Source organism: Erythrobacter sp. JK5 (genome assembly GCF_018205975.1).
In the GTDB taxonomy this organism is placed as follows: domain Bacteria; phylum Pseudomonadota; class Alphaproteobacteria; order Sphingomonadales; family Sphingomonadaceae; genus Erythrobacter.
Map to the genome: position 1 here is coordinate 1,383,250 of NZ_CP073577.1, position 24,006 is coordinate 1,407,255.

Genomic DNA, 24,006 nt, shown 5'->3' on the forward strand with positions numbered 1-24,006 from the left:
TTTACTGTAAATCAATTTACAATATAGTGGCTTGCGATATGGAGATTTTGACCACCAAAATTCATGGAGCGGGAGGACTCTCCCTTGCCGCAGAAGTGATTGGTGGCGACAACGCCATGCCCGTCCTGCTCGCACATGGCGGCGGGCAGACGCGCCGTGCGTGGAAGCGCGTAACAGGTGATTTGGCCGAAGCTGGCTACCGCACAATTGCGATTGATATGCGCGGTCATGGCGAGAGCGATTGGGCTGCGAGCGGAGCATACGATATTCGCGACTTCGCTTCCGATCTTGTAGCGATTGCATCAGGCATGGAGTGCAAACCAGCACTCGTTGGTGCTTCGCTGGGGGGACTGGCCGGGATCATCGCCGAGGGTTATCTCGCGCCAGACACTTTCGCTTCCCTGACCCTTGTAGACATTGCCCCGCGCATGGAGCCGGGCGGCGTGATGCGTGTGGTCGGTTTCATGGAACAGCATGTCGATACCGGCTTTTCTTCACCTGAAGAAGCGGCGGGAATCATCGCGAGGTACATGCCGCATCGCCGCAAGCGCGGGGCTGGAGAGGGACTGCGGCGCTACCTGCGCAAAAAGGATGATGGCCGCTACTACTGGCACTGGGACCCGGCCTTTATCCGTAACATCATGACCACGAAGCGAAGCGATCCGGCTCATCAGGATCGGCAATTCGATGCGCTGAGCGATGCGGCCAGTCGGCTTTCGTTACCAGTGCATCTCATTCGCGGCGGATCGAGCGATCTGGTTTCCGAAGAGGCGGTGGCGCATTTGCGCGACCTGGTCCCGAACACCGAATATTCCGACATCGCAGATGCCACGCATATGGTGGTGGGAGACGCCAACGACGCCTTTTCGGAAGCGATCCTCGATTTTCTGACCCGCCATCACTCTCCCCAAGGAACTACAGCATGAGCAAGGAGCACGGTCCAATCGATTGCGAACGTCTTGATGAGCTGTTGCGGATTGCTCCGTTTCATCAATGGCTCGGTCTGACGGTAAAATCGTATTCTAGCGAGCAGATTGAGCTCGAAATGCCGTGGCGCGAAGAGATTATCTCGAACCCGATGATCGGTTCAGCTCATGGCGGCGTGCTGGCATCGCTGATTGACCTCACAGGGCTCTACACATTGCTGTCGCAAGGTGTGACAGCGAAGGTGACAGCCGACCTGCGCGTTGATTATCATCGCCCGGCGACTTCTGGGCCCCTCATTGTGACGGGTCAGGTGGTCAAGGTCGGAAGGCAAATCTCGGTTGCCGAAAGCCGGATAGTTGGACCGGACGGCAAACTGATCGCCAGCGGCAGGGGTGCCTACATATGTTAGCGCGCGCCACCCTAACGGCTTTCTGTTTGGCTCTTGCTGCATGCTCAGGTGGCGTGGACGGAAGCGAGGCGGGGCAAGACGCGCAGTCAGGTCCGCGCAAAGTTCAGACAATGGTCGTCGAACCCGAATTGCTCGCAGAACCAGTAAAAGCATTCGGCACCATTGCAGCCAAGCAAAGCAGTTCGATCGGAGCGCTCGCAGAGGGGCCGGTTGAGCGCATTTTCGTAAAGGTCGGCGACAGGGTATCGCGGGGCCAACCACTCTTTCGTATCCGTCAGGCTGATTACCAGCGGCGCGTCGCCGAAGCGCAGGCCGCCGTCGATCTAGCTAGCGCCCGAGCGATCGAGGCAGAACGGCGCTACGAGCGCGTTATTGCGCTTGCACCTAAGGGTTTTGTATCAAACGCGCAGGTCGATGCGGTCGAAACGGAACTTGCCGTTGCACGAGCGCAAAAAACGCAGGCTCAGGCAGTGTTCGGCACCGCGCAGCAAGCGTTATCTGATACCATCACGCGAGCGCCTTACGATGGCGTTGTTACCGCTCGGTTGGTCGATGAAGGGGTCTACCTCAACAACCGCTTTTCGATGGGCGGTCAATCAGCAGCGCTCCAATTGCAGGAGCTCGGAACGGTCGCCGCCATCGTGAACGCGCCACAGGAATATGTTGACGCCTTTCGGCGAAATATGCCCGCTCGCGTCTACATCGAAGGGTTCGACGAGCCGATTGATAGCATAGTCTATATTATCAACGACCGGGTCGACCCTGAGAGCCGGATGGTCGAATTGCGGCTGCCGATTGCCAATCCAAATTATCGCATCAGCTCAGGTTTGGGGGCTCGCGCTGAAATCAACGTCCCACCCGTTTCGGCGATAATCCTCCCTCGAACCGCAATCCGTGGCGATAGTGCTGCCGCGCACGTTTTCATTGTTGAAAACGGGAAGGCACATGGGCGCGAAGTTACTTTCGAGAGCATCGATCTTGATCGGGTGCGCATTCTTTCAGGCTTGGCCGCAGGGGATGAATTGGTCCTCGATCCGCCTTCGACTTTGCGTGACGGTGAAACAGTAGAGTCCCGCCAAATGAGCGATGCAGACTGATATGTGGCTCGCTGACGTATCGATCCGGCGCCCCGTCTTCGCTACGATGCTGATCGCCTCGCTCGTGGTGCTGGGACTTGTTTCGTTCAATCGGCTCGGCGTCGACCTTTTCCCAAAGGTGGAGTTTCCATACGTTTCAGTAACGACGGCGCTTCCTGGCGCCTCGCCCGCATCCGTGGAGACCGAAGTTACCGACATTGTCGAGGAACAGCTCAATACCATTGCGGGATTGCGTCAGATGCGGTCGACCAGTGCGGAGGGTGTGAGCATCGTCAATCTCGAATTCGAACTCGAGGAAGATGCCGATGTGAAAGCGCAGGAGGTGCGCGACAAAATGTCGCGGCTTGGAGCCGATCTGCCTGCCGATTCCGAATCACCGGTCATCGAAAAGGTCGATCCCGATGCCGCGCCTATTCTCTCGGTTCTCATGTCGGGGGACATGCCCGCTCGTGACTTGACCGCTTTCGCAGACGAGGAGGTCAAGGAGCGTTTACAGCGCGTCCCCGGCGTCGGTTCAGTCGAGCTGGTCGGCGGACGCAAGCGGGAAATGCGTATCTGGCTCGATGCAGCCGCGATGCGCGCTCGCGGAGTGACTGCGGACGACGTACTCGGCGCAATTCAGCGCGAGAACTCCGAACTGCCGGGTGGTCGGTTGGTCACCGAGGGGCGCGCGCGCCAATTCGGTGTCCGCATACTCGCCGAAGCGGATAGCGCGGCAGAATTCGCGGCCATACCCATCGCCTATCGACCCAATGGCCAAACCGTTCGGATCGGCGACGTCGGGCGGGTAGAAGACTCGATTGAAGACGAGGCCAGTTATGCTCAGCTCGACGGTGAACCAGGCGTTGTTCTTGAAGTCCGCAAGCAAAGCGGTGAGAACACAGTCGCCGTCGCCGAACACATCCGCGCCGACATTGAGGAGCTGCGAGCTTCGGCACCAGAAGGCGTCACCTTCGTCATCGCGCGCGACACTTCTCGCTTCATCGAACAGGCCATCGGAGACGTGCTGTTCGACCTGTTAATTGCCGTGGTTCTGGTGGTCGCGGTGACATTCCTTTTCCTTCTCAGTTGGCGCGCTACGATCATAGTATTGCTGGCGATCCCCACTTCGATAGTCGCAAGCTTCATTGCCTTTGCGGCGTTCGATTTCACGATCAACATGGTCACTTTGTTAGCGCTGACGGTCGCTATCGGCCTGCTGGTCGATGACGCGATCGTCGTCGTCGAAGCAGTTCAAAATGATGTCGATGAAGGTGCTGACGCAACTGGAGCGGCTCACGCAGCCACTAAGCGGGTTGCGTTGGCTGTTCTGGCTGGAACTTTTGCGACTTTGGCAGTGTTCGTGCCAATCGCGTTTATGGAAGGAATAGTTGGCCGCTTTTTCTTTCAATACGGTCTTGCAATCGTCTTCTCCGTCAGCGTCTCGATGCTGGTTGCCTTCACGCTCACACCCGCGCTTTCGGCCCGGTTGCTGCGTCCCGAAGAAAAGGAGAGCGGCTGGTTCGCACGCATAGAGCGATTCCATGTCGGGATGCGACAACGCTACGAAAGGCTCGTATCTTGGGCGATCCGCCGCCGCTACGTCGTACTAGGCGGCGCCCTTGCCAGCGTATTCGTGGGGGGGGTTTTTGCGGCGCTCGTGCCCAGCACATTCATGTCCACTACGGACCGCTCGGAATTTCTCGTCACGATCAAGCTACCGCTCGGCACAGGGATAGCCGGGGCAAAGGATGCAGCGCAGCAGGTGGATGCCGCTCTGCGCGAAAATCCCGAAGTCGAACTCGTTTTTGTCAGTGCGGGCAGCGGGACCAATCCAAAGATCAACGAGCTCGATATCTATGTCGGCCTTTCGCACAAACGGTCACGCGACGTGACGCAAGACGATATAATGACCTTCGCACGCCAGGCAGCACTCGACGGAGTCCCGAAGGCACGCCAAGTCGCGGTGGAGGAAGTCCCGTGGGTTTCCGGTGCCGGGGTCGGACAGACCGCGATAGAGCTGATCATCACAGGGCCGGATACCGCCACAATCAATCGCTACGCGCAATGGCTCGAAAGCGAGCTGTCCGCGCGATCTGATTTCGTAGACGTGCGCTCCACATATGAGGGTGGCAGACCTGAGTTGCAGATCGCGCTCGACCGTGATCGGGCGGCGGATCTCGGTATTTCTGCGCGCGACCTTGCGGCAGCTTCGCGGACACTCGTAGGCGGGAGCGATGCCGGGACGTTCGAGACGGGTGGACGCCGCTACGACGTTCGGGTCCGGTTGGAGGAAAGCGAGCGACAGCGATTGAGCGACATAGAGGCGCTGCCCCTCAGGACAGCGCAGGGCAGTCTGGTCGATTTGGCAGCAATTGCCGACATTGATGTCACGCTGAACGCCGCAGAAATCGAACGCATTGATCGATCGCGCCAGATTTCGGTGCTCGCCAATACCGCGCCGGGTGTTCCGTTGAGCGTGGCCGTCTCGGATTTAGAGGGCTTGCTTGCCGCCAACCCACCGCCAGCTGGACTGTCTACCCAAATGGAAGGCACAGCGCGCCGCCTCGCTGAAACGAGCGAGGCCATTATCTTTGCCTTCATCTTAGCGATTGTCGCACTCTACATTGTCCTCGCAAGCCAGTTTAACAGCTTCGGGCAACCGATCATCATCATGCTCACCGCGCCGCTGTCCTTCTCGGGCGCGTATTTTCTCATGTGGGCAGCAGGTCAGGAAATGAGCTTGTTTGCGCAAATCGGCATGATTGCGCTTATGGGTATCGTGATGAAAAACGGCATCCTGCTTGTCGATCGCGCCAACCAGTTCCGCGATGCTGGCAAAGATGCTGCTGCGGCCATGCGCGATGCCGCGCCGGAACGGCTGCGACCAGTCCTCATGACCGCGCTGGCTGCCGTTTTCGGAATGATGCCCGTCGCATTGGCACAGTCAGACGCTGCGGAATGGAGAAACCCCATGGGATTCATCATTATCGGCGGTCTCACGACATCTACCTTCCTGACATTGTTGGTGATACCCGCAGCTTATGCGGCAGCCTCGGATTTGCGGAAGCTCGTGAGCAACTTTCGATCCTCGCTCTTGCATGGACCGTCCTAGGTCGAAGCGTTGGCTCAACCGTTACCGGTTTTGTGATCGGCGCAGGGTAGAACAAGCATTGTCCGCATTCACCTCCAGAAGCGGACGCTGGGCCATTTGAGATCAGCGCCCAACTCCAGTCAGATCTCAGTTTTCTCAGCGAGAGTAAGAGCATCTTCAATGTCGACACCAAGATACCGCACGGTGTTCTCGATCTTGGAATGACCGAGCAGTATCTGGATTGCACGTATGTTGCCTGTGGCTTTGTAGATGATTGAAGCTTTGGTCCGGCGCAGTGAGTGGGTGCCGTATTCCTCAGGACGCAAGCCAATAGCCGTCACCCACTCATCAACAAGCCGCGCGTACTGTCGCGTGCTCAAGTGGCGTGTTTGATCAACTCTGCTCGGGAAGACGAAGTCCTCCACGTCACCACATCTGAGCTCGAGTCACGCAAACAGGCTTGCACGCGCATCTGATGCGATCTCAAACTGAACAGGTCGACCTGTTTTGCGCTGCGTGATTGTTGCTCGCGTCCGGATTTCCGGGCCGCTGACTAGGTCGCCGATTTTGAGCTCGACGAGATCACAGCCTCGCAGTTTGCTATCGATCGCCAAGTCAAACAGAGCGCGGTCTCTTATGCGCTCCTCGCGATCAAGAAAGAAACGGATCGCCCAAATCTGCTTTTGATTGAATGGACGCTTGGGACCGATCTTAGCACCGAAGTTCCAAGGCACTCGGTTTTGAGAAGCAGGATCAAATTGTGAATAGGTCATTGTCATTCTCCTTGGCCGGAATGGCCGCAGAGAATGTCCGCTTTCGGGAGCTAAGATCTCGGATGGCTACGTCCGACATTGGGGCGCATTGCCGCCGTTCGCGCTCCTGACTAATCGGCAGGCCTCTGGGCGAAAGCTCTGTCATCGAAGGATCGGGAGAAAAAATCCGAAAATGGTTCTGCGAAGTGACGACTGCTCGCGCTTTATGCCCGTCAATCTCCGTCCATGATATGCAATGACATATGATTAGTCAGCCATATATGTCGCTACAGATTTCTCTTGCTTTTTGAGAAACCTTTGTATATGCTAAAACATATAAACGTCGATCAACATATGCAGAACTATATTTATGAGCACGGCAATCGAAGACATCGCCGCAAGCATCAAAGCGGCTCGGATAGCAAAGGGCTTTACCCAGAAACAGCTGGGTGAACGGGTAGGTTTGCCCCAAAGCCATATCTCCAAGATCGAAGGCGGGAGTGTAGACCTACAGATTTCCAGCCTTGTCGAAATAGCGCGCGCGCTCGACCTCGAGCTGAAGCTTGTGCCTCGAAGGACCATACCGGCGATCGAAGGCGTTGTGCGCTCACAGCGCGAAAGAAGCGAGGCAAGTCGAGCGCTCGCAACGATTGCTGAAACCAACCGGTTCGCCGAGCGAGTACGGCAGACCTATCCGAGCATCACCGAGGTGAATGAGCTGCAAAGCGCACTTAAAAATATCCCGACCGTTAATCTCAATCCCGAAACGCTCAAGGCCATCCAGCAGGCCTTGCAGCCCGTCGCCCATCTGAAAAAACATTTTCAGGACTTCGGCTGGGCGCTTGAACAGCAAGAGGGAACGAAGAAGTTCGCCCAACAGATCGCGGCATCCACACGTGCCCTCCAGCGCGTCAGAAACCTGCAGGTCCACGCAATCGATCGAGATAGTGCCCCGAGACGGCCTGCTTACCGGCTTGAGGACGACGCCACATGATCGACGCAGCGGCTCTCGATATCTTTCTGGGTAAGACGCGCGTTGGAACGATTGCGCGCCTCGATGGAGATGCGAGCATCTTCACATTCGACGAGGTCTACCTTGCCGACCAAAATCGGCCAACGCTGTCGCTCGCCTACAAGGATGCGAATGGCGAAATCATTGCGGACACACGCAGCTATCGAACGAAAATCGAGCCGTTCTTCTCCAACCTCCTTCCCGAAGGCACGCTTCGCGACTACCTCGCCCGCCGCGCGGGCGTAAAAGCCGTGCGCGAGTACCACCTTCTCGCACAGCTCGGGCACGATCTTCCAGGCGCAGTGCGCGCCATCGCCGTCGACGCCGAGGAAACGGAGGCCGACGAGCCCGATGCAGAAGTGGTGGAGAAGCAGGCAGAGCGCGCGCTGCGCTTCTCGCTTGCCGGCGTGCAACTCAAATTCTCGGCGATCAAAGCCCAGGGCAAGAATGGCGGACTGACGATCCCGGTCACAGGCAGCGGCGGCGACTGGATCGTCAAGCTGCCCTCTGCAAGACATCCGGACGTGCCCGAGGCAGAATTCGCGGCGATGAAACTGGCCGCAAAGATCGGGATCGACGTACCTGAAATCGACCTTGTGCCCCTCGATCAGATCGATGGCATACCCGAAGGTATCACCCGTTACGGAGAGTCCGCTTTTGCCATCCGGCGCTTTGACCGGGGTGAAGAAGGACCAGTGCACACCGAAGACTTCGCCCAGGTGTTCGGTGTCTTTGCAGACGATAAATACGAGAATGCGAGCTACCGCCAGATCCTCAGTGTGCTGGCGATCGAAACCGACGAGCAAAGCGTGGTCGAATTCGTCCGCCGGCTCACCTACTCGGTGCTGATCGGGAATGGCGACATGCACCTCAAGAACTGGTCGTTGATCTATCCGGATAGGCGCAACGCGCTGCTTGCACCTGCCTATGACTTGCTTTCGACGCTCGCCTATATCCCGGGCGACGATGCTGCACTCAAGTTTCATAGCTCGCGCGAGTGGGCGTCCTACACCTATGATGAACTCGAGGCGATCGCCGATAGAGCTCGGCTGCCTGCCAGGCTGATCACCGCGACAGCAAAGGATGTCGTTGCACGGTTTGATGACGCCTGGAGCAGCGAAAGCGGACACCTCCCCTTCCCCGATCATGTGCGAAGCGCGATCGAAAGGCATCGCAAGACTCTTGCGATCTGAGAGCGGTTCCGAAATCCGATCGTTCGCGCGTAAGCACCACCTGGACCAACTGCCGGGCCCAATTCGTCAGAAAATCTTGCACATAGCGGCCCTTCAAATCCCGAAGTCCAGTGTCTTGCTCTTGCTTCGGGCGAGTTCCTTTTCGGCCTTGTTGGCCTCTTCCGGTTTCAGCTGATCAAGTTCGCCGTTTTTCTTTTCTGTCGGCGTCAACTGTGCGGTGACCTCGAGGGCCGAGGCCTTCTCGCCTTTGTTGCGTGCCACGGCTGCTCCGAGCCTGTCCGAACTGTCGACGACGAGTGTCAGGTGATCGCGAAGCCTCGTGATCGTCACCAGGAACGTTTTCTGGTTCGACAGGTTGCGCTCGCGGCTGTCCATGACTGCAATGCCGCGATCGGATGTCAGACCCTGCGCCATGTGGGCGTTGAGCGCATAGGCAAGATCGATCCGCTTCAGCATCGGATCGTCCTTTTTGAGCTCAACCTGGTCTCCCTTGGAAGTTTCGAAAGTGACCTTCCCGCCGACAACGGCAACCACCTTGGCCTGGTCGGCATTGAAGAGGCCGCGGCGATGATCGTTGCGGGTCCAGCGGATCCGGTCGCCTTCATGGATCTCGAGCTTTCTTGACTCATGCAAGGTCAGATTCTGGTCGCCCTTCCCTGCCCTGATCCGCGCGGGATCGAACCGGAACCGCTTGCCGCGCTTGTCCGCGACTTCGACCTGCCTGCCCTTCCGGTCCTGTCCCAAGACACGATACTCGCCCGCTGACAGTCCCAGGGCCTGTTGCTTTCTCGAGACCTCGAGCACCCGGCCAGGCTGGTAGGCTGACAGATGTCGCAGTTCTTCGCGGGTCGTGTTGACGCGATCCAGCACTCCAAGCTCGGCCTTGCCCGGTCCGATCTCGCCATTGGCGAGAAGTCCCTGCTGGACGGCAGCATTGACCGCAGAGCGGATGGCGCGGCCCGAAGCGTAGATCGAGGTGCGCGAGCGGGTGTCCTTGTCGAGCGCCAACCAGGTGTCAGCAGCGACCAGCGCGCCATCGCCCTTGGCCTCGAGTGTGTGCGGCTGCAGGTGACGCAGCGCCGTGCGTACATCACCCGCCTGCGCTGCCGCCTGCGCCTCGCGGATGACGGGGTCGCGGGCGCGCAGGTTGGTCGCCATTTCAGCGCTCGCCATGCCCGTCCGCTGCAGGAGCGCGAAGGGTTTGCCCGCATCAACTGCGCCGAGCTGCTTGCGGTCCCCCATCAGGACCAGGCGGTGAACGCCAGCCAGATTGGCGAGGCGGACGAGCTTTTCCTTGTCCTCATTCGAGACCATCGAAGCCTCGTCGAGGACAAGCACATGGTCTTTCAGCGCCGCCTTTGCCTCCGCGCGAAGCGCCGCGTTGCCAGGATCGTCGAGCAGCTTTTTCCAGCCACCAAGAAAGCGGGCCAGCGTCTGCGAGCCGATGCCGGTGTCGCGTTCGAGCATCTGGACGAGCGTGTTCTGGATCGCGAGCCCGATGACCGGGCGGCCATCGTCGCGCAGCACCTCGGCGACGGGCTTCAGAACGCTGCTCTTGCCGGCACCTGCAATTCCCTGGACCGCGATCGTTCGATCTTCGGACGTCAAGATCAGCTTCGCCGCTCCGAGCTGACCCGCATTCAGCCGGAACCCCTGCCCTGCCATTGCAGCGGACTGGACACGAGCGTTTGCGCTTCCCGGCTCAACTGCAGACGAGCTCGCACCCTTGCCAGCGGCAACCTCGGTCAAGATCCGCTGCTCGGCGATCACCGCGTCTCGCGAAGCCAGCCAGCCCGTGTGCTCTCCCTTGCCCGCTATGAGGTCGCCGGAGCGCACCAAGGCGCGGGTCCGTTTTTCAATATCGGCAATCGTCGCTGGCAACCCGAAATCGAGCGCAGCCTTGTAGAGCGCGGTGCGCTCGAAGGCAGCCTCGCGCTGCGAAAGATGACGCACCGCCGAAGCGACGGCCTGTGCCGCTGCGATCGTCTTACGGTCCTGTCTGAGGACCGACTTGGGCACAAGCGGATCAGCCGGATCGCCCCTGACATGCGCGGCGAAGCGTCCCAGCCATGCGCGCCCGCGCTCGACAAGCGAGCCGAACCTGCCAGTTTCGATCGACTGTTTCAGTGTGCGGGTCCGGGCCCGCTCGACCAAGGGCGCGAGGTCCAACCCGATCGATTTCGCGGTTTCGCTCCAGAGCTTGCCCAAGGTTTCGCGGTCCTCGATCGTGTCCTTGCTGGCGCGCGTATCGAGCGCGGCGATGCGGCCTGCTTCAAGACCAGGACCGCGCCGCGCATCGAGCACTTCCTGGCGGCGGCTCGAGAACGCCATGACCTGTTCGCGGGTGATACCGCGCGCTTCGAAATTGCCGTGCTTGAGGTTCGGTCCCGGCTCGTAGCCAAGCTTCTCGACAGCGATGCGAAAGCGCGCCATCGCGATAGCATTGAGCGTGGTGTTGAGCTGCCAGAGCCGGTCGTTCTTGAGCGTGCGCCACTTGCCGTCCTTGCCTTGTGTGACATTGGCGATGACCGCATGGAAATGGAGGTTCGGCTCCTGGTTGCGGTTGGTGTCGTGCTGGAACAGGCCGATCGCAAGGTTTCCCGTCGACTGCGTGACGATCTTGCCTTTCTCGACCATCCGGGTCTCGGCCGCATTCTTCTCAGCCCAGTGCAGCGCTTCGAGGACGGCTTCGCGGTAGGCGGCGATAATCCGTTCGTCCTTCCCGACGAGCGCCAGCAGCGACCAGCTCTTGGGCACCGAGAAAGTGAGATCGGTGCCCGACCGGTGCGCCTGGCCGGGATTGCCGACGCTGTTGCCGTCGGGCAGCTCACCGCGCAGCAGAGCATCAAACGCCTTAGCCTCGACCTTGCCCTCAAGACCGAGGCGTTTCGCGCTATCACCGATCCATTGGCCCGAACGATCGGCATCGGCGCTGGCGTAGTAATTGTCCGAAGCGAAATAGCTCGCGGCCGCCGAAGGCGAGCGGACGTTGGCGACGGAAAGCATGGGCTGGGATCACTTTCTCTTGGCCCTCGTCCCCTCCCCGGTCGAGCGTCACATATCCGGGTCGAAGTCCCCGTAATCGTGACCATGGTCCTGCCCCTGATCGGCATCGCGACCCTGCTTCGCTGCACCGCCAAGAAGCGACTTCTGCTGCTCTTCCTGGAGCCTCTGGTCGGCCTTGCCGCGCGCGACCTGTGCCCGCTGATGCGCTGCGGGATCCGGAATATCGGACCTGGCGGAAGGCACAGCCCGTTGCTCCATGCCGCGGTGCTCCTCAGCTTTCGAAGACAGAGGAAGTTCGGATTGAGCCGGCCGCTGAGGGTCCGATGTCGCCCTTTTCCCTCGCGCATTCGGATCGCGACGCTTCCTTGTCTGGTCCGGTCGAGCCTGATCGCCCTTGTTGCTGCGACGGGTCCGGCGCAGTTCCTTTTTGTCTTCCTTGTCGGCTTTCTTTTCAGCGCTGTCGGAGCGATCGTGCGCGTCCCTCATCCGGCGAGGATCACCATCATTGTCGCCTGTTTCAGAGGCTGCTCCGGCACCGCCCCCTGCTCCATCTTTACCATCAGAGTGCCGGGTCTGCGGCGGTGGCTTCGGCATATCGCGGGGAATGAAGCCTTCGGCTACCCGAGGCCAGTTGCGCGGTGCGAGAACCACGGGTGCCGCCGGAAATCCTTCGGGAAACTTGATGAAACCATGAAGGTTCTTGAGCTTCATCAGCTCGTCAGGAAGCAGCAGTGGTACGACCTGGCGCCGGGGCGTCAGGCTGACCGCGTCACGCGCATTGTTGTAGCCGTAGCTGTAACCTTCCTCCATCTCGCGAACCTCGCGGTGGCCGATGATATCGGAACACCAGGTGGCGGTCTCGCGATCTGCTGTGCCAAGGATCAGCTTGGTGCGGGCAAGCGAGGAGAGGGTCATCGCCATGTTCTCACCGTAGACATCCTTGAGCTTGGCAAAGGCATGAATCCCGGTGACGATCGCGCCCCCGAAATTGCGCGCGGTCTGGAGGCCCTTTTCGAGTGAAGGCAGGCGATGCAGCGCGCCAAGTTCGTCGATCAGGAACCAGAGCCTGATGTCCCGCGAGCGCTGGCCCGCCATCAGCGTATTGATCGCGGTATCGAGCCACAGCGTGAGCAACTGCGAGAGCACGCTCATGTCGATGTAGCGCGCGGACAGAAACAGGATAGAGCCCGGTTTACCTGCCCCGTTGACCCACTCGCGGACCGAAAAGGGCGTCCCGTCTTCGGGCAGCATCTGGAGCGCCTTGGCGTTGACATTGAACACTGCACGCACCGATTCCGCCATGCGCGCCGCGCTCGGCGTACTGATGGGACCGGCCATGGTATCTTCGACGAGGCGGTGCAGATCGGAGAGATCGGCGTTCATGAGTTCGTGGGCGAGCGCGGCGTTGGTGCCCCTCCCAGCTTCGGCGAGCTTGAGACAGGTCTCGACGAACAGCGTGCGCGCGGCGAGCACCCAGAACTGTTCGGCGCCGCCCCCATCATGCGGGACGAGCGACTCCGCCGCGGCATGGAATTCGGCACGCGTGGAGCAATCGTTGAACACGCTCCAGGCGGGGCAACGCGCGTCGAGCGGGTTTAGAATGATGTCGCGTTTGGGATCGTAGAAGGTTTCGACAAAGGCCCCGGTAAGATCGAAAATGACCGCACGTTCGCCCCGTTCACGGATCTCCCTGGTAAGCTCGGTTAGGACGACGGTCTTGCCTGTCCCGGTTGTGCCAACAAGCATCGCGTGACTCTGCTCAAGACGCCAGGGCCAGCTGACCCCGGCGAGATGCGCGGGTGAATAGAAGCCCGCATCCCGCAGCGAAGTCGACCCGGCCAGACGCCAGCGCCAGCCCAGCGCATAGCCATATTCGCGGGCACGGGCATCGCGGTTGTGCGCGGCGATCTCCCGGTCAAGTTCGCGCAAGGTAGCAAGCTCCGCCCCGCGTACATGCCTCTTCTGTTTCGATCTCTCGCCGAAGCGTTCGGCAACCCACCAGAAAAGAGCGAAGAGCGGCGCAAGAATGAACCCAGCAAGCCACAAGGCGCTGATCACCGCGCTCCGGAATAGCGCGACCGCTTCGCGCATCGGCGGGTAATCGGTCACGACGGAAATAGGAAAAGCAACGAGGTTCCCATCGGCCAGCTTGAGGTTCACAAGCTTGTCCGGATCGAACTCCATGAAGGCATAACCAGAGGCATAGGCATGCATCCACAGGAGGTAGACCTGATAGTCGTCTAGCGCGCTGCTTACGTCCCAATAGACCAGCCCGAGAACGACCAGGAGTGTCACGATCAGGGGTCCCTTGAGGCCCGCGGCAAACATGAAGCCGAAATGCCCGAGGAGCTGGCTGCCGCGGGTGAAGTTGACGAGATTATGCTTCATCGTCGCCTCCCATGGATCGGGGTGCAACGATACCGAGGCGTTCCAGCCGGCGCTGGTAGGCAGCGACCGTTCTGTCGCGCAGAGTGCTGTCGGGATGATGCGTAAGCAGCGCATCCAATGCGACCGTGATGAAGATGTGCTGGCGCACCGGATCGGTCGCCGGCGTCCTCAGATCAGCTTCGGTCGCGCGCTGCCAGGCATCGAAGATGCAATCGCAAACAACGATACTCGCGCTGACCCTGCGCTCGTCTGCTTGTTTCCTGATCCATTCGGCGATCAGGGGCGTGACATAGGTCACGAACCGGTGGTGTCTTTGCATTTTTCCAAGTTCCTTGTGTTCAAAGAACCTGGCTCACCCTTCGAAAGGCAAGTGCCACTCTAGGCCGCAGCAGGGGGTGTAGGAAAACGGAAAATTCACGTCGCTTTTCAGCAGATTAAATGGATCTGTGCCGACTCGGCACGGACGAGAACGCAAGTGGACCGGATCCGGCACAGAAGATGGTATCGGCGAAATTTCGTGAATTCGCGAAGCAATTCCGCGCCTTCCATTGCAGCACCCGCTGCGTACGGTGTGCTGGGTCAAGCCCATTCTCAAGTGCGCGTCAGTCACCAGTTGCTTCCCCGGTCAAATCATCGGAGAAAATGCTTTCGTTTCAAAACGGAAGCGTAGCGCAGCGTCGACTTTAGCGGCGGAATTTTTTGTTTTGAACCGAGATATCCGGCCTGGAATTTTCCTCAGATGTTCCGGAATGGGGACCAAATAGCCAACATCAGCGGCCAATGCTCTGGTCCGGTCGGATATGAAGGCAGAGGGGCAGGTGTATTGCCCGGCGCAATGAACCGTTATGCTAAACAGTCTGGTCTTGGTTGGATCCAGAGGCGGCCGATTATTCGTCCAACTTTCGGACTGCGACATCGCCAACCCTCGCCCCTGCGAGCATGAAAAAAGACAAGAACCTTTCCCAGTCCCTGCCCTCTCCGCGCGGTCAGAACTCGTCTGACATTGCCCCATGCACCGTATGCACTACGCGCGCTGCAAGGTGTGCCGGAAGCGCGTTGTAGTCGCCCTCGTCCAGGGCAAAGTATCCCAGTTCGCGGTCCTCGACGATGTGCTGATCAAAGAAGCTGTGCAGCGCCCGTCGCTCTGCCACAGCCAGAGCGGCAAAGTAGCGTTCAGAGTTCGAATTGTGCTTAGCAATTGAAGCCATGATATCCTCCTGATGTCTGCCGTTGACGGCAGGAGCAGGACGGATGGGCGGGCGACCGGCGGGTCAGGGATCGACCCGAAGGGCGACCGCGAAGCGGCGGTAGGGGTAACGATTTTGTCGGACCGGAGCGCAGCGAAGGGGAGGCAAAATGGTGGGACCCTGCCGTCCTTGACGCGCCGGTTGCGCGGCCATCAGAATGGGACAACCGTGAGCCAGGCCCCTCCCCCGTCAGAGAGTTCGAACAACGCAAGAAGGGGCCCTGTCCGGCTTGGACAGGACCCCTTCGGAAGAGAGATCGACGGGAGAGTTCAGTCGATCTCGGGAGCATCCTTGTTGTCGTCGTTCTCGCCGGAGCCGTTGCCGCGGGAGAGAAAGTCGACCTTGTCGGCGAGGATCTCGGTGCCGTAGCGCGTGACCCCGTCCTTGTCCTCCCACTGGGTGTAGTGGATGCGGCCCTGGACGCTGACGAGCTGACCCTTGGTGCAATACTGGCCGACGGTCTTGGCGAGGCCATTGAAGCAGGTCACCCGGTGGAACTCGCTTTCTTTGGCGGTGTAGCCGTTTTCATCCTTGTAGGTCTTGCCGTCCTTGTCGCGCGCGGGGCGATCGGTGACGACAGTGATCCCGGTGACGTTGGTGCCGCCCTTGGTCTCGCGGGTGTCGGGATCGCGGGCGATGCGGCCGGTGAGGATTGCGATATTGGTCATGGTATAAGTCCTTCAGTTCCTCAAACCGGAGACCATCTCCGGCTTGCGAACTTGCCAAAGAAGCAGGGTATGGGAGGACTGCACCGCAGGAGCAAAGCTCCAAGGGAAACCTGTTCATGACGGGTGGTGCGGGCAGGCAGCGCAGCTGCCAACACGGCCGGAAAGGAACGGGTTGCTGTCCTCAGCTGACCTGATTCAGGACTGTTCGCGAAGAAAGCCGGATGGGTATCGGGTGCGGGTCTGAAGGTGTAAATATTCTGGCGCTAAGCGATCGTTCCTAGGCATTGCGTCCGAAAGGAGTCGTGGCTCTGTTTTTACCTTCACCTTTAGCTACACCGCCGAACTGAAGCGATCAGGCATGTGTTCGCGATAGGGGTCGAACTGAGCGGCAATTGCTCGCGAGTATGGCAGTCCATCCGGAGTAATCGAAATGGTGCCGTCTTCGCGGGATGCTAGGCCGCGATCCAGAAACGGACGGAGTAACGTGCTTGTTTCGGCTTCGAGCTCAGGAGGCACTTGAGCTTTCCCCCAACACAGAAGCTGCTCGATCACTCGACCCCGAACTTGGTCGTCCGGCGATCTCGACACGCCCCGAACTGTCGCAATCCGACCGTCCGATGCCAGCATGCGGTATCGACCGCTATTCTTTTCATTTTGAGCGAGCAGCGTCTCGAACGAACTGATTGCCGATGCGCCGAGGCCTATCAAGGCAGGCGCATCGTCATCGGTGAACCCTTGGAAATTTCGGCGCACAGCCCCTGCTTGCGCGGCAATCGCCAGCGGATCGGTCGCGGAGCGCGCGAAATGGTCGAAACCGATCGGGCTGAACCCGTGCGAACAAAGATAAGTGAAGCCAAGCTCCGCCATGGCAAACCTGGCGGCCCGGTTCGGCATGGAGCGGCAATCCACTGCGCGTTGCCGCGGTACCGCGTGCGGCATATGCGCATAGCCAAACAGTGCAATCCGGTCAGCTCCGAGCGCAACAGTGCGCTGCAGAGTAGCGAGCAGATCATCACTGGATTGCTGGGGCAAGCCGTACATCAGGTCGAAGTTGAGCGACTTCACACCGGCATTGCGTAACAGCTCGGTAGCCTCTGCAATCAGGGCATCGGATTGAATGCGCCCTATCGCTTCCTGACAATGGGGCGCGAGTGTCTGAACGCCGAGGCTGGCACGATCGATCCCTAGCGCCCTTATGACCTCGGCCCATTCGCGAGAGATCGTGCGTGGGTCAAGTTCGATAGAGAATGCCGGATCGGATATCCGAAAGCGGATGATCAAATCATCGACGAGCCGGACGAAATCCGTTGGCGCCAGCGCATTGGGGCTCCCGCCGCCAAATGCAATTCGGCGAACCTGTGAGTTTGAGGGGAGCAGACGCGAAACCGTTTCGATCTCGCGATGCAGCGCGTCGAGATAGGATTCCAATCGGTGTCGGCGTCCGGCGGCACCGGTATTGCAACCGCAGTAATGGCAGATCCTCTCACAAAACGGGATATGGACATAGAGGGAGACGTCGCCCTCTGCGCACTCGACAGCGGTGCGATAGTCGCTTTCGTCGATCGCCTCGAACTCCGCCGCAGTCGGGAAGCTAGTATATCGCGGAACAGACTGCTCAAGCAGCTCTGGATAGTAGGGCCACATTGTTTCTGGATGCTCGCACTCTGCGAAGGCGTCTTTGATCCGCATCAATTCTAGCGCCGCTGGATCGACCTTCGATCGTCAAGATTACGACACCCCATTTGTGCGACGGTGCGACGCCATTCGAACATAACATCGGAAGCGGCGTTAGGTTAGGACGGGGAAGTGGCCGGCTTCTTGCTTCAGTGCGGCCAGATCGAGGATCTTGACTTGCGACCTGCCCGAAGTGGACACGAGGCCCGCATTTCGAAGCTCCGTCATCTGTCGGCTCACAGTTTCGATCGTAAGCCCAATGTTCTCGCCAATATCACGGCGAGACATCGGAAGATCGAGCAGAGCTCCATTGGAAAATGGAGAACCGATCCGTTCAGCCATGCTGACCAGGAAAGTCGCGACCCGTTCCCGCGCTGTCTTCTGCCCTAAAGCAATGGTCTTTTCGCGACTTCGACCGAGGGTACGTAGCAGATGGCCAATGAAGTTATTGTTCAGCGCCCTGTCGTTCTGAGCCAATCGAATAAACTCCGTCGCCGGAAAGGCGATGAGTTCGCAGTCTTTTAAGGCGCAGAGGTTGTAGGCGTGCGTTTCTCGTGCTGGAAGATAGATGAAGTCGTCTTTGAAGTAGAAACCCATGACATGGGTACGTCCACCCGAAACGCTGGCAATCAGCTTAACCGCCCCCTCGACGACAAGCACCACCTGGTTGACCCTGTTGTCGACAACGCGAGAATCCCCCGAGCGAGCACCAGCATATCTGGCGAGCGCCTGCAGACGAAGATGCGTCGCTTCGGCAGCGCCAAGCGAGGCCACGGGTGCTCTTGTTCCCCCAAAAATGATGGAAGTCGGCAAAGCTTCAGCTGATTGCTTCGAGTGCATCACCGGAAGATGCACGATGAAATGAGCGTCGTCCTTGATTTTGGTCAAACCAACTATTTCGCCTCTGGAGGCCATTCAGTCGGTGTCCTGGAAGCATCAAAGTGTCCGGCGAGCCCTGCCGCTTCGAGACAATCAGGCTCAAAGCAACTACAGCATAATCGGCTAGCCACCTCGTTCTGCAAGGGCCTTCAGCGAGTTGATTGTCAATTCTTTGCGGCCGGGAAGATCAATCAATCCTTCCTTCTTCAACTTGCTGATGTGCCGGCTTACCGTTTCAATGGTGAGACCGAGAACGTCTGCCATTTGCTGACGGGAAAGAGGAAGGGTGATTGTTCGCTTGTCGCCAGGCTCCGCTTCTTCGCAAGTCGCTGGGACGAGGCGCTCGGCCGTCTCAACGAGGTATGTAGCCAGTTTCTGTTCGGCATTCATCCTTCCCAGCAGGACCATCCATCGCCGGGTTCGGTCCAGTTCGGCGAGCGTTCGCTCAAGCAACTTGTGCTCAAGACGAGGATGTTCGCGAGCAAATCTGTCGAAATCGGTGCGCCTGAATACACAGACCTGTGCGTCGCTGAGCGCTTCGACACCATAGGGTGTGGTCTCGCCAAACGGACGGCCGAGGAAATCCGATGGATAGACCATCCCAAGAATCTGCTCTTTGCCGTCTGCCGTTTGGGTCGAAAGCTTGAGGACGCCTTCCACCACATTGGCAACGATAATCGCCTCATCGCCTTCCCACAGCAGCTGTTCGCCTGCACGAAGGTTCTTTCTCCGCCCGATCGCGTTAAGCAATCCTATTTCCTCGTCGTCGAGATCAGCACAGATCGCCCGATTGCGAACAGCGCAAGCTTGGCAAGAATTCATTGCTGCGTCGATTTCGAGTGATTCCATGTGATCAGGATAGCGCCAGCAATACAGGCTGCCAATGCTCGGCTCTCGCGCATCCGCTGACCGTACACCTGAATGCGCAGGGAGTTAGCGAAGAGTTCCACGAAGAATTTCTGGTTTCTGTTGCACGCGACGCCTCAGAAGTGCGGGGCGCTCAACGTTTTTCAGCGATCGCTTCTTACTGATCTTGGCGATCATAGGCGGGCCTGATGACTGGAGCACTCCTAAAAGGGAAGCGGGCCTTGCCACGACGAATAGCGCAGATGCTCCAGGCGTTCTGGTAGGACCGGATCGTAGGCCTGGTCGAACGAAAAATCGGCTTCATTCTTGCTCCAGACGTTCTCGTGTTTGCCACCAACGAAGCGGATCAGTGAAACCGCGCCCCAGCGCGAACCATAGGGGCCATGGGGAATGGCCGGCGGGCGCCAGAAATAGGCACCCGGATGCATGGTGCCAGGCGGTCCGGCAAGCGAGCCGGCAATCATATAGCACTCTTCCACCACCGGGTGGCTTTCTTGCGGCCCCTCTCCGCTTGGCGGCTCCGATTGAGGCAGGATCAGCGATAGGAACGTGCGTTCGCCGCTCTCCGGATCGGTCCGCAGATCCTTTCGCGAGATTCCCAGATGGCGCAGATTGGAGTCATTGAGCGTCATATCCCAAGCCATCTGCCGGGTCTTGAGATGCGAGATCGCACGCGCCGTGTCGCAGTCGCCGATATCTCCGACGAGAACGGGTTCGCGATTGTAGAATGCAATCAAGACGCAGCCGTTCTTGCTTGACATGCTGTTGCGTGTCCAGCCTGCGGGCAGGAAGGCATAGCTGTCCGCTTCATAGAGCTCGCCATCCATTTCCAGCGAGCCATCGAGAACGAAAAACTCTTCATCCGCGACAATATGCTCCGGCCCCATACGAGACCATCCGACCGGGTACCGCATCAGTGCGGTGCACGCACCCGTTTCGGGGTCACGGCTCAGTATCTTGTATTCGGCGTCCGGCCGCGCAAGCCCCGCTCCGATACGTTGCCACGGGAGCAATTGCGATTGAACAAACTCGATATGTTCGCGGCTATCCATAAACGCCCTTAGAGAACAAACTCGATGGACGAGCCTTGACCCAGATCAATTCAAATTGCCGGATAGAGTCTATCTCTGGGTGCGAAATAGACACTTCTGCCGAGCACCCTACCGATGGATTTCAGCCTTTCCGACAATCAGTCCCATTGGCGCAATCGCGTGCGCGATTTCATGCACGCACATGTCTATCGTGCGGAAGACACATATCGATCCCAACTAGGCAAACACGAAGGCGAACGATGGCAAGTGCCGCCGATTGTCGAAGAACTGAAGGCGCGCGCCTATTCCGACGGTTTGTGGAACCTGTTCCTGCCGCCGTCCGAGCATGACGAGGAGGACTATCGCGGAGCCGGTCTCAGCAACCTCGACTATGCGCTCTGTGCGGAAGAAATGGGGCGGGTCGGCTTTGCTTCGGAAGCATTCAATTGTTCAGCCCCCGACACCGGGAATATGGAGGTGCTCCACCGATACGGAACGCCGGAGCAAAAGGCGCAATGGTTGCGCCCGCTGCTCGATGGAGAAATTCGTTCGGCCTTTCTGATGACCGAACCGGATGTCGCTTCTTCCGATGCGACCAACGTCCAGACCTCGATCCGCCGTGACGGGGACGAATATGTCATCAACGGGCGCAAATGGTGGTCGTCCGGAGTTGGCGATCCGCGTTGCAAGCTGGCAATCGTCATGGGCAAGACCGACCCGGATGCGGACACCCACCAGCAGCAATCACAGGTCCTCGTTCCGCTGGACGCGCCGGGCGTAGAGATCGTGCGGATGCTGCCGGTGTTCGGATATGACGGCGCGCCGCATGGGCACGGCGAAGTCGTGCTGCGCGACGTCCGGATTCCTGCCAGCAACATCATCCTTGGTGAGGGTCGCGGCTTCGAAATCGCGCAGGGGCGGCTCGGACCAGGGCGGATTCACCATTGCATGCGGGCCATCGGCGCCGCTGAGCGCGCGATCGAGAAGATGGCGGAGCGGCTTCAGTCGCGGATCGCTTTTGGAAAGCGCTTGTCAGAACAATCCGTGTGGGAACACCGTTTGGGTGAAGGTCGGTTGGATATCGAGATGACAAGACTGCTCTGTCTCAAGGCCGCCGATATGATGGACAAGGCGGGCAACAAGGCGGCCAAACTCGAGATCGCCTTGATCAAGGTCGCTGCACCGAGAACGGCATTGCGCGTTCTCGATCACGCGATGCAGGCCCATGGCGCGGGCGGACTTTCTGACGATTTCGGCTTGGCTGAAGTCTATGCCGGCATGCGCGCATTGCGGATTGCCGATGGTCCCGATGAAGTCCACTTGCGCTCGATTGCCCGAATGGAATTCGGGCAATCCAGGGACCGTATGGCCGACTGGCGAGATCGCAGGGGCTCATGAACGGCCTTTCCGCCGATCCGCATGCACTCTTCGGATCATGGTATGCAGAAGCGTCCCGGCACCCCGACATTGCAGATGCGAGTGCGGTCAATATCGCAACAGCAAGCAAGGATGGCATACCATCGAACCGCATGGTCTTGCTAAAAGGGCACGACGCAGCGGGTTTCGTGATTTACACTAATCTTGGCAGTCGCAAGGCCAACGAGTTGGCAGCCAATCCCCATGCCGCCCTCTGCTTTCATTGGGCTCCTCTGCGCCTTCAGGTCCGGATCGAGGGATCGGTCCAGCCAGTCAGCGAAGCGGAAGCTAATGCCTATTTCGCCTCAAGACCGCTCGCCAGCAGGATCGGCGCATGGGCGTCGAAGCAATCAGCCCCTCTTGAGAGCCGCAGGAAACTGATTGCACGTATTGCTCGATTCACATCTTCCTTTGCCCTGAAGGATCCAGGACGCCCGCCGTTCTGGTCAGGATTCCGGATCGAACCGCGTCGCTTCGAGTTCTGGACCGAAGGAGAATACCGGGTGCACGACCGCGTGGTGTTCGAAAAGCAGGACAATGCTTGCTGGGAGCGCTACTTGCTTTACCCGTGACCGATGCAACGCCAACGATAGTGATCGCCGCCGGTGGCGAAGGACGCCGCATGGGCGGAAGCAAGCCGGCTCAAATACTGGCCGGGAAATCTCTTCTTGACCATGCCTTGCATTGGGCAGGTAAGCATTCCGATCTGATCGCTATTGCTGTTCGCGATTCCGATCAGCTTGAACACACCTCGATCCCGATACTGGTCGATGCAGCGGCAGGCCTTGGTCCGATCAGCGCCTTGAAGAGTGCCTTCAGTTTCGCTGAAAAGCATGACCGTGACCAAGTCCTGCTGATCGGATGCGATCTGCCGTTCCTACCATCCGATTTGGCGGAACGACTTGCGCGGGAAATTGGCTCTCAATGCTGTGCTATGCCAGTGAGCAACGGGCGCGACCACCCCATGACCGCTTTGTGGAGGGTCGAGCGCACCGCCCTCGAAGCCTTTGTTGCGGCGGGAGGGCGTTCGATCTGGCGTTTCGCGGAAAGCGTCGGGGTGAAACGCATCGACTGGGCGCCGGAACAAGGCACCGATCCCTTCACCAATATCAACGACCTTGAAACGCTCGCACGTGCTGAAGGCAGGCTCCGGCAGCCATAAGGTCCGGGAAGAAGCGCGTGCTTGCTGTCGCCCCTGCGATCGCTCAACCGGTTTTGCGCGGCCGCAGAAGCAGGGGACCGTAAATCCCCGCGAACCCGCCAAAGGCCGCGATCCATGCCGCCCCCGACACGCCGTGAAGCAGCTGCGCCTGAGCGGGCCAGATTCCCGCCGCGAGCCGGGCAGCGACCGCCGCAATGACCGCGATATAGAGAGCCTTCGTCCCTCCCCCTGCTGTCAGGTCCCGCCCGGTGTGGCCGAGCGTCGCGCGGGTCATCACGGCCAAGGTCATGAGGCCGATCCCGCCTGCCATCCACAGGTGTTGCGCCGTCCCCGCCCCTACGAAACCATAGCCTAGTGTTTCGGCTGCGCCAGCCAAAGCGCCGAGCGGTATGAACAGATAACCGGCGTGCAAGACCAGCACGAGCGGCTCCGCTCCAGTCCGGTCCCCAGCCCAGCGCATAAGCCTAACGAGGTGGAGCACTCCGGCGATCGCAAGGAACACGGCTGTGACCAGTGCATCCGGTCTCACCAGCCAACACAAGATGGCAACCAGCAAACCAGCCAGTGCAATCTTGTCGAAGACCTGCATCGGCGGGACCGGCAATCTTCCGTCCCCGCGTTTCGCCAGCCAGTTGCGCGTGAAGGAGGGCACGATCCGGCCTCCGATAAGGGCGATCATCAACACCGCGGCGCCTAGTCCAAGACGCAGCCCGTACCCCTGCGCAGCAAAGGTCCCTGTCGCAGATTCCCAGTGGAACAGTCCATTCGCAAGACAGAACACGCCGAGCAAAGCCACAACCGGCAGGTTGCGCCAGTTTTTCCCGGCGACAATCTCCCGGCCTAGCAGCCCAGCCAGAACGAGGAGCATTGCAAGGTCGGCAGACGCGACCGCGATCGGATCGAGATATTGCGAAACGGTAACCGCCAAGCGGCCCGCAAGCCATAAGGCCACAAGTCCACCCAGCGCCCATCCGGTGACCGGCAATCGCCCGGTCCAATTCGGGACCGCCGTCAACAGGAACCCGGCAATGATCGCGCCCAAATAGCCAAACAAGAATTCATGCGCGTGCCAGCTCACCGGATCGAACGCTGTGGGCAACACTAGTCGCCCGGAGAGGATAGCAATCCAGAGGACCATCGCCGCCGCGGCCCAAATCGCTCCCAGAAGAAAGAATGGACGGAAGCCAAAGCTCAGCACAGCTGGA

The 24,006-nt window shown here is 59.3% G+C and carries 19 protein-coding genes and 1 pseudogene; 9 read left to right on the forward strand and 11 right to left on the reverse strand.

Annotation, left to right across the window (positions count from 1 at the left end; translation table 11 throughout):
• Positions 1-38: 38 nt before the first annotated feature.
• From KDC96_RS06760 to KDC96_RS06775, 4 genes are all read left to right on the forward strand, one after another.
• Positions 39-926, forward strand: a complete 888-nt coding sequence (locus KDC96_RS06760; protein WP_007163783.1) for an alpha/beta fold hydrolase — start codon at positions 39-41, stop codon at positions 924-926.
• The gene (locus KDC96_RS06765; protein ID WP_173214048.1) at positions 923-1,336 is read left to right on the forward strand and encodes a hotdog fold thioesterase; all 414 of its coding nucleotides are present in this window, start codon (positions 923-925) and stop codon (positions 1,334-1,336) included. Before KDC96_RS06760 ends, KDC96_RS06765 begins: the two co-directional genes overlap by 4 nt.
• Before the next feature lie 110 nt (positions 1,337-1,446).
• Positions 1,447-2,433: an efflux RND transporter periplasmic adaptor subunit gene (locus KDC96_RS06770; protein WP_173214046.1), complete on the forward strand. Its 987-nt coding sequence runs from the start codon at positions 1,447-1,449 to the stop codon at positions 2,431-2,433.
• A 1-nt stretch (position 2,434) separates the two neighbouring features.
• A complete protein-coding gene (locus tag KDC96_RS06775) occupies positions 2,435-5,527 on the forward strand; it encodes an efflux RND transporter permease subunit (RefSeq protein ID WP_256439047.1) in 3,093 nt (1,030 codons plus the stop codon).
• Between the two features lie 119 nt (positions 5,528-5,646).
• Here KDC96_RS06775 and KDC96_RS06780 read toward each other — a convergent pair.
• Positions 5,647-6,279 (reverse strand): annotated as a pseudogene (locus tag KDC96_RS06780) (tyrosine-type recombinase/integrase).
• A 349-nt stretch (positions 6,280-6,628) separates the two neighbouring features.
• Here KDC96_RS06780 and KDC96_RS06785 point away from each other — a divergent pair.
• Complete coding sequence (locus KDC96_RS06785; RefSeq protein ID WP_173214042.1) at positions 6,629-7,252, forward strand: helix-turn-helix domain-containing protein; 624 nt, start codon at positions 6,629-6,631, stop codon at positions 7,250-7,252.
• A complete protein-coding gene (locus KDC96_RS06790) occupies positions 7,249-8,463 on the forward strand; it encodes a type II toxin-antitoxin system HipA family toxin (protein ID WP_173214040.1) in 1,215 nt (404 codons plus the stop codon). Before KDC96_RS06785 ends, KDC96_RS06790 begins: the two co-directional genes overlap by 4 nt.
• 93 nt (positions 8,464-8,556) lie before the next feature.
• Here KDC96_RS06790 and mobF read toward each other — a convergent pair whose 3' ends face one another.
• From mobF to KDC96_RS06835, 9 genes are all read right to left on the reverse strand, one after another.
• The gene (gene mobF / locus KDC96_RS06795) at positions 8,557-11,469 is read right to left on the reverse strand and encodes a MobF family relaxase (RefSeq protein ID WP_212451716.1); all 2,913 of its coding nucleotides are present in this window, start codon (positions 11,467-11,469) and stop codon (positions 8,557-8,559) included.
• A 48-nt stretch (positions 11,470-11,517) separates the two neighbouring features.
• Positions 11,518-13,857 carry a type IV secretion system DNA-binding domain-containing protein gene (locus tag KDC96_RS06800; protein ID WP_212451718.1) on the reverse strand — a complete coding sequence of 780 codons (2,340 nt, stop codon included), beginning with the start codon at positions 13,855-13,857 and terminating at the stop codon, positions 11,518-11,520.
• Positions 13,847-14,155, reverse strand: a complete 309-nt coding sequence (locus KDC96_RS06805) for a hypothetical protein (protein WP_249171959.1) — start codon at positions 14,153-14,155, stop codon at positions 13,847-13,849. The genes KDC96_RS06800 and KDC96_RS06805 overlap by 11 nt, the downstream gene beginning before the upstream one ends.
• 688 nt (positions 14,156-14,843) lie before the next feature.
• On the reverse strand, positions 14,844-15,065 hold the full coding sequence (locus KDC96_RS06810; protein WP_212451723.1) for a hypothetical protein: 222 nt from the start codon (positions 15,063-15,065) through the stop codon (positions 14,844-14,846).
• Between the two features lie 308 nt (positions 15,066-15,373).
• Positions 15,374-15,772, reverse strand: coding sequence for a single-stranded DNA-binding protein (locus tag KDC96_RS06815; protein ID WP_054588550.1), 399 nt, complete (start codon positions 15,770-15,772; stop codon positions 15,374-15,376).
• A 330-nt stretch (positions 15,773-16,102) separates the two neighbouring features.
• Positions 16,103-17,461 carry an oxygen-independent coproporphyrinogen III oxidase gene (hemN, locus tag KDC96_RS06820; protein ID WP_371815551.1) on the reverse strand — a complete coding sequence of 453 codons (1,359 nt, stop codon included), beginning with the start codon at positions 17,459-17,461 and terminating at the stop codon, positions 16,103-16,105.
• A 99-nt stretch (positions 17,462-17,560) separates the two neighbouring features.
• Positions 17,561-18,334 carry a Crp/Fnr family transcriptional regulator gene (locus KDC96_RS06825; protein ID WP_212451734.1) on the reverse strand — a complete coding sequence of 258 codons (774 nt, stop codon included), beginning with the start codon at positions 18,332-18,334 and terminating at the stop codon, positions 17,561-17,563.
• A 114-nt stretch (positions 18,335-18,448) separates the two neighbouring features.
• Positions 18,449-19,147, reverse strand: a complete 699-nt coding sequence (locus KDC96_RS06830) for a Crp/Fnr family transcriptional regulator (RefSeq protein ID WP_212452471.1) — start codon at positions 19,145-19,147, stop codon at positions 18,449-18,451.
• Between the two features lie 248 nt (positions 19,148-19,395).
• The gene (locus KDC96_RS06835; protein WP_212451736.1) at positions 19,396-20,244 is read right to left on the reverse strand and encodes a cupin domain-containing protein; all 849 of its coding nucleotides are present in this window, start codon (positions 20,242-20,244) and stop codon (positions 19,396-19,398) included.
• A 114-nt stretch (positions 20,245-20,358) separates the two neighbouring features.
• Between KDC96_RS06835 and KDC96_RS06840 the strand changes: the two genes are divergently transcribed.
• From KDC96_RS06840 to KDC96_RS06850, 3 genes are read left to right on the forward strand one after another with little or no spacing between them, the layout of a single operon-like run.
• Positions 20,359-21,621 carry an acyl-CoA dehydrogenase family protein gene (locus KDC96_RS06840; RefSeq protein WP_212451738.1) on the forward strand — a complete coding sequence of 421 codons (1,263 nt, stop codon included), beginning with the start codon at positions 20,359-20,361 and terminating at the stop codon, positions 21,619-21,621.
• The gene (gene pdxH, locus KDC96_RS06845; RefSeq protein WP_212451740.1) at positions 21,618-22,211 is read left to right on the forward strand and encodes a pyridoxamine 5'-phosphate oxidase; all 594 of its coding nucleotides are present in this window, start codon (positions 21,618-21,620) and stop codon (positions 22,209-22,211) included. The genes KDC96_RS06840 and pdxH overlap by 4 nt, the downstream gene beginning before the upstream one ends.
• Positions 22,208-22,801 carry a molybdenum cofactor guanylyltransferase gene (locus tag KDC96_RS06850; RefSeq protein ID WP_212451742.1) on the forward strand — a complete coding sequence of 198 codons (594 nt, stop codon included), beginning with the start codon at positions 22,208-22,210 and terminating at the stop codon, positions 22,799-22,801. The genes pdxH and KDC96_RS06850 overlap by 4 nt, the downstream gene beginning before the upstream one ends.
• Before the next feature lie 43 nt (positions 22,802-22,844).
• On the opposite strand, the gene KDC96_RS06855 is transcribed toward KDC96_RS06850, so the two are convergent.
• Positions 22,845-23,999 carry an NnrS family protein gene (locus tag KDC96_RS06855; RefSeq protein WP_212451744.1) on the reverse strand — a complete coding sequence of 385 codons (1,155 nt, stop codon included), beginning with the start codon at positions 23,997-23,999 and terminating at the stop codon, positions 22,845-22,847.
• Positions 24,000-24,006: the final 7 nt, after the last annotated feature.